This window comes from Tepidicaulis marinus, from assembly GCF_000739695.1.
Lineage (GTDB): Bacteria > Pseudomonadota > Alphaproteobacteria > Parvibaculales > Parvibaculaceae > Tepidicaulis > Tepidicaulis marinus.
On record NZ_BBIO01000038.1, the window covers coordinates 1 to 5,264 of the forward strand.

The window sequence follows — 5,264 nt, forward strand, 5'->3', positions numbered from 1 at the left end:
CCGATGCGAAGGAAGCGGTAAACGGCGCACTCGACCTGCCCGCCGGTTATTCCATCTCCTGGTCCGGGCAGTATGAGTATCTCTTGCGGGCACAGGAACGGCTGATGCTGCTGGGGCCCGTTATGGTGCTCATCATCGCCATGCTGCTTTATTTTGCCTTCAAGGATGTCCGGGACGTGCTGATCATCATGGGCACCCTGCCCTTCGCCTTGGTGGGCAGCTTATGGCTGATCGACCTTCTGGGATACAACCTCTCTGTCGCCGTGGCAGTCGGATTCATTGCGCTGGCAGGGGTTGCCATCGAGGTGGGCGTGCTGATGATCATGTATCTGAGGCAGGAGCTGAAGGCCTTGCGTGAACTTGCGTTGAACGAGGGCCGCGCCCCCTCACGCGAAGAGGTGGAAAACGCCATCCGCCAGGGCGCGTTGCGGCGCTTGCGCCCGATCGTCATGACCTTCCTGACGGTTATAGCCGGGCTTCTACCGGTCATGCTCTTTAACGGCACGGGAACCGAAGTCATGGCGCCGATCGCCGCACCTATGATCGGCGGCATTTTAAGCGCCACGGCACTGGCGCTCATTGTCATCCCGTCAATCTATACGCTCTGGCATGGCAGTAGAGCTGAAAGAGCCTAGCGTGCAAGGGCGCTTGAATGAACGGCCCGCGCCGCACCGCTCTCATATCAAAGAGGTCCAGGCAATAATCGCTGCCATTCCCGGCGCCCTCGGCATAGAATTTCTCTAAAGATGAGCAGAACACCGGCATTGCGGGAAGACCGGCGGCGGATTATCGCACACATGAGTGCGGCCGGCCTTTTGGCCGCCGCAGGCAGCCGGGTGCGGGCGGCCCCCCGTCCTGCCGCGCCCACCCTCATCATTGGCGCCGGGCTCGCCGGCCTTGCCGCGGCCCGGGTGCTGACAAGCGCGGGGCACAAAGTTCTCGTCCTTGAAGCGCGCGCCAGAATCGGGGGCCGCCTCCATACCTCGCGCCTTTGGCCGGATATGTCCGTCGATCTCGGTGCAAGCTGGATCCATGGGATATACGGCAACCCTCTCAGCGCCCTTGCGCGCGCAGCAGGAGCAAAGCTAGCGCAGACAAGTTACAGCTCCTCCCTCCTTCTCGGGCCTGACGTCATCCCCCACCGCCACGGCCTCCAACAAGCGGAAACGATTTTACGCCGCGCCCTTGAGATGGCAGGCAAGCGCGAACACGACATCTCAGTTGCCGATGCGCTTGAGGCATCGCCGGGTTGGCGTAGCGCTTCGGCTGAGGAACGCCGCCTGGTGCAATATCTCGTCAACAGCACGCTTGAACATGAATATGGGGCACCCGCGCGCCAGCTCTCGGCTTGGTACGGCGATGAAGATGAGACATTCTCCGGGCCGGATGCGCTCCTGCCCGGCGGCTTTGGCCAGCTTGCCGCTCACCTGGCCCAAGGCCTCGATATCCGCTTTGAAAGCGAAGTGACCGGTATCGCCCCTAGCCGGGTAGCGCTCGCGGATGGCACGCATCTCGATGCCGGGCAGATCATCTGCACGCTGCCGCTCGGCGTGCTTGCCGCCGGCGGCATCCACTTCGCCGCCCCGCTTGCCCCCGCCCGTCAGAGCGCGATCGAAAATTTGGGCATGGGACTCCTCAACAAATGCCTTCTCAGATTCGATAAAATCCACTGGCCGGAGGGCCCCGACTGGATCGGCTGGCTGGGCGAGCCGCCCGGTCTTTGGGCGGAATGGGTCTCGCTCTCGCCAAGCCTCGGCGTGCCGGTTCTCATGGGGTTCAATGCGGGCGATCAGGCCGCAGAAACTGAAAGCTTGAGCGACCGCGATACGGTCGCTTCCGCCCACACGGCATTGAAGGCCATGTTCGGCACGCGTTTTCCCGCACCGCGCGGCGCACAAATAACCCGCTGGGGCAAGGACCCGTTCAGCCTCGGCAGCTACAGCTTCAATGCGGTCGGCACAAACGGCACCACCCGCCGCGCGCTCTTTGGCGCCGAATGGGAGGGCCAGCTCTGGTTTGCCGGGGAAGCAACCATGGCTGACTATTTCGGCACCGCCCACGGCGCCCTTCTCTCAGGCGAGCAGGTGGCAGAAGCCATTCTTTCCGGCTGAAAGGCAGGAGCAAAAACCCCCCATCACCAAACCATCGCCCCAAAAGGCAAACGCCGCTCACCCGGCAGGGCAAACGGCGTTTTTGGTTGCGGGGGCGCACCTGAGTTTCAGTTATCCATCAACGGATAGAACCTCTCGGTCGCACCGTCCCTCAGATAAAGACCACGAGTTTCCGAGTCGCGTCAAGGTTGAGCGCGACAGGTGGAAATGGACATGGTCACCAAATGGGGACAAGCACGTGTTGAAGTTCATGCACTGCGAGAAGAAATCTCGGAGCTGCTTGCACGTGGATACACCTTAAAGAAAGTTTATGACGAATTGCTCGCATGCGGACGATTGTCCATAGGGCACACCGCATTCTATGTACACGTCAATCGTCTCCGTTCCGAAGCCATCCGCGACCGCGATCCGGCCCGACCGCAATCAGCGAACACCACCCGCCACGCCAGGGCACCAGAGCCGCGCACCCCGCGCAGCACGCACCCTTCATCCGCATCCGCCCCAGAGACCGACGGCCCGCGCATCGCGGATGCTGCATTCAACCGCATGCCGGTCTCTCGCGATGCCTCGTACGCCTCCAACTCCACAGCCGATGTTGATCCGGACGTTTGGGACGGCAAGCCTCTGAAGGACCCGGAGGCCGCGTCATGAGCAATGTGATCGAGCTCAGCGCCTTCGCCTCTCTTGGCGGCACACCTTGCGACGGCTGGCACTGGCTGCAGCGCCGCAGCGACGGCGCCATGCGGCTGGGTTTCTACAACCGGCTGGGCGGCTGGCGGATCTCGGACGCGATCGGCCAGACGTCGCTTATGGGCCGCGCCGCCGTTGCCCGCGACTACCGCCTTGTAGCGGCGCTGCCGCTCCCCCTTTCCCCCGCTGACATCGATGGAGACGGCGCATGAGCTTGAACGATCCGGCCAAGGTCACGATTGAACTGACGCGCGAGACGCGCGGCATCCGCATCCAGGTGCAAGAGGACGGAGTGCTGCACTGCGATGAGCTCACCGACGATTGGGCTCATGCCTTCCGCGAATGCATCCACGCCTTTCTGAACGGTCTCAAACAGGCCGAAGAGACCATGTTCACCCGCCACCAGCGCGAGGGGCGCGCCCCCGCGCAATCCGGGCGGCAGACCATTGCCGCCACCCGCTAGAGAAGGAGACCTGATTAATGGCGCTGATTAATATGGCACTGCAAGGCAAGGGGGGCGTCGGCAAGAGCTTCGTCTCTTCGCTGCTCGCTCAGTACTACCTGGAGAAGAAGGCAAAGCTTGCCTGCTACGACACGGATCCGGTGAACCGGACCTTTGCCGGCTACAAGGCTTTTGAGGCGGAGATCGTCCGGCTCGGGGAGCGGGCCGATGAGCTGAACCCGCGTTACTTCGATGCCCTGGTCGAGAAGATCATGACGGCAGAGGAAGATGCGACCGTTGTCATCGACAATGGTGCCTCCACCTTCCTGCCACTGCTGGGCTATATGGTCGAGTCTCAAGCCCTGGAGATGATCACGGGCGCGGGCCATGAGGTGCGCCTCCATACGGTGCTGACCGGCGGCCAGGCCCTTAATGACACGCTGCAGGGCTTCTCCCAGCTTCTCAAGTACGTGCCCGATGTTCCTGTCGTGGTCTGGCTGAACGAGTATTTTGGGCGCATCGAGAGCCGCAATGGCGACGGGGAGATCCAGAGCTTCGAACAGTCCGGGCTCTACAAGCGCAGCAAGTCCCGCATCCATGCCCTGGTCCGGCTGCCGGAGGTCCGCAAAGAGACCTTCGGCCATGACATCGAGCAGATGATGCGGGCGCGCCTCACCTTTGAGGAGGCGACGCAACATCTGGACTTCCCGCTCATGGCCCGCCAGCGGCTCAAGATGAGCTGGAAGGCCATTCACGGCGCCATGGACCAGGCGGTGCTGTGATCCCATGAGCGTCCTCGACACCCCGCCCCCGCCGCCGCTGACCATGGACTCCCTTGAGGAGCTCCGCGCTTACTTGTGGAAAGTGCATCAGGTGACGGTCGATCAGAACGACCCGATCCTGATGCTGCACACGATCCACAAGGTGGCCCTCGATGAGTATGCCCGTCTGCTTGACGGGCATAAGCGCCAGCTCTCGGAGAACGTGGAGAAGATCACGAAGGATCTCTGCGACGAGGTTCGCCTCATCATCGGCGATCTGGAAGCGGATGCCCTCAATGACGCCGTGCGTGAGCGCCTCGCCACGATCCACGAGGCGGAGCGGCTCTCGGGCAAGACCCTTGCTCACTTAAAACAGACCCTGAAGGCCCAGCGCCTTCTCACCCTCATCAACTTTGCAGCCCTCGGCTGCGCGCTCGGCGTGCTGTCGGTGCTTGTCATCTAAAGGAGACCTCCATGACCCGCCCCATTATCCGCCCCAAGCCCCATAAAGCGCTCGCGGACCACCTTATCGCTCTCTCGATCTCTTCCCTTGTCGTCCTCTGCATCACCGCTGTCCCCGCGCTGGCGCAATCGACGGGCTCTGGCTGGGAAGAGCCGGCCACCGGTCTCATGGAGGTACTGGAAAGCGGTCTGGTAAAGATCGGCGTGGTGCTGATCGGGATCGGCGTCATTGCCTATGGCATGTGGGGCGCCGTCACCGCCCGGATCGACTGGACCAAGTTCGGCATGATCCTGATCGGCGGGCTCCTGGTCATGACCGGCCCCACCATGATCCGCACGCTTCTGGAGAGCGTGCAATGAAGGCCGCGAGCGCCGTCCTCGTCCAGTCCCAGCGCCAGCCGGGCGTGCTCGGGCTTGCGCTGCCGCTTGTGGTGATCGCCGCAGGCAGCGCAGGCGTAACGGCGGCAATCACCGTGGTGCTCGATGTGATCGCGCTCACCCTGCCCCTGGCCGGGGCGGTCTTTGTCGCGCTCTGGTTCCTGTGCCTGCGCGCCACCCGCGCCAATCCCTTCTTCGACCGGGATCTGCTCCTTGCCACCCGCTTCTGGGCGGGCAAGGGCGAGGCCCGCGTCCTCATTGCCGGAGGACGGATCTCAAGGGGGCAGGCATGACGATCTGGCCCCAGGTGATCACGACGGGCCTCATGGCAGGCGGGGCGGCGGCCCTGGCTGTCCCTGCCACACGCAAGCTCATGCTCGGCGATATCAGGCAGGACTGGCTGCAGGACGAGCTGGCGCT

At 63.1% G+C, this 5,264-nt stretch carries 9 protein-coding genes; all 9 read left to right on the top strand.

The window, feature by feature from the left end; genetic code table 11:
* Nucleotides 1-635 (top strand): efflux RND transporter permease subunit (locus tag M2A_RS16760; protein WP_045449890.1); only part of this gene is annotated, 635 nt, incomplete at its 5' end.
* A 162-nt stretch (nt 636-797) separates the two neighbouring features.
* A complete protein-coding gene (locus M2A_RS16765; RefSeq protein WP_156101812.1) occupies nt 798-2,111 on the top strand; it encodes a flavin monoamine oxidase family protein in 1,314 nt (437 codons plus the stop codon).
* Between the two features lie 207 nt (nt 2,112-2,318).
* Nucleotides 2,319-2,762 carry a TraK family protein gene (locus M2A_RS18100; protein WP_156101813.1) on the top strand — a complete coding sequence of 148 codons (444 nt, stop codon included), beginning with the start codon at nt 2,319-2,321 and terminating at the stop codon, nt 2,760-2,762.
* Complete coding sequence (locus M2A_RS16770) at nt 2,759-3,013, top strand: hypothetical protein (RefSeq protein ID WP_045449892.1); 255 nt, start codon at nt 2,759-2,761, stop codon at nt 3,011-3,013. The genes M2A_RS18100 and M2A_RS16770 overlap by 4 nt, the downstream gene beginning before the upstream one ends.
* The gene (locus tag M2A_RS16775; RefSeq protein WP_045449893.1) at nt 3,010-3,264 is read left to right on the top strand and encodes a hypothetical protein; all 255 of its coding nucleotides are present in this window, start codon (nt 3,010-3,012) and stop codon (nt 3,262-3,264) included. The genes M2A_RS16770 and M2A_RS16775 overlap by 4 nt, the downstream gene beginning before the upstream one ends.
* 17 nt (nt 3,265-3,281) lie before the next feature.
* Nucleotides 3,282-4,025, top strand: a complete 744-nt coding sequence (locus tag M2A_RS16780) for a nucleotide-binding protein (protein ID WP_045449894.1) — start codon at nt 3,282-3,284, stop codon at nt 4,023-4,025.
* 4 nt (nt 4,026-4,029) lie between these two features.
* Nucleotides 4,030-4,467, top strand: coding sequence for a conjugal transfer transcriptional regulator TraM (gene traM / locus M2A_RS17660; RefSeq protein ID WP_052379583.1), 438 nt, complete (start codon nt 4,030-4,032; stop codon nt 4,465-4,467).
* 11 nt (nt 4,468-4,478) lie between these two features.
* Nucleotides 4,479-4,826, top strand: a complete 348-nt coding sequence (locus M2A_RS16790; RefSeq protein WP_045449895.1) for a TrbC/VirB2 family protein — start codon at nt 4,479-4,481, stop codon at nt 4,824-4,826.
* Complete coding sequence (locus M2A_RS16795; RefSeq protein ID WP_045449897.1) at nt 4,823-5,137, top strand: hypothetical protein; 315 nt, start codon at nt 4,823-4,825, stop codon at nt 5,135-5,137. Before M2A_RS16790 ends, M2A_RS16795 begins: the two co-directional genes overlap by 4 nt.
* Nucleotides 5,138-5,264: the final 127 nt, after the last annotated feature.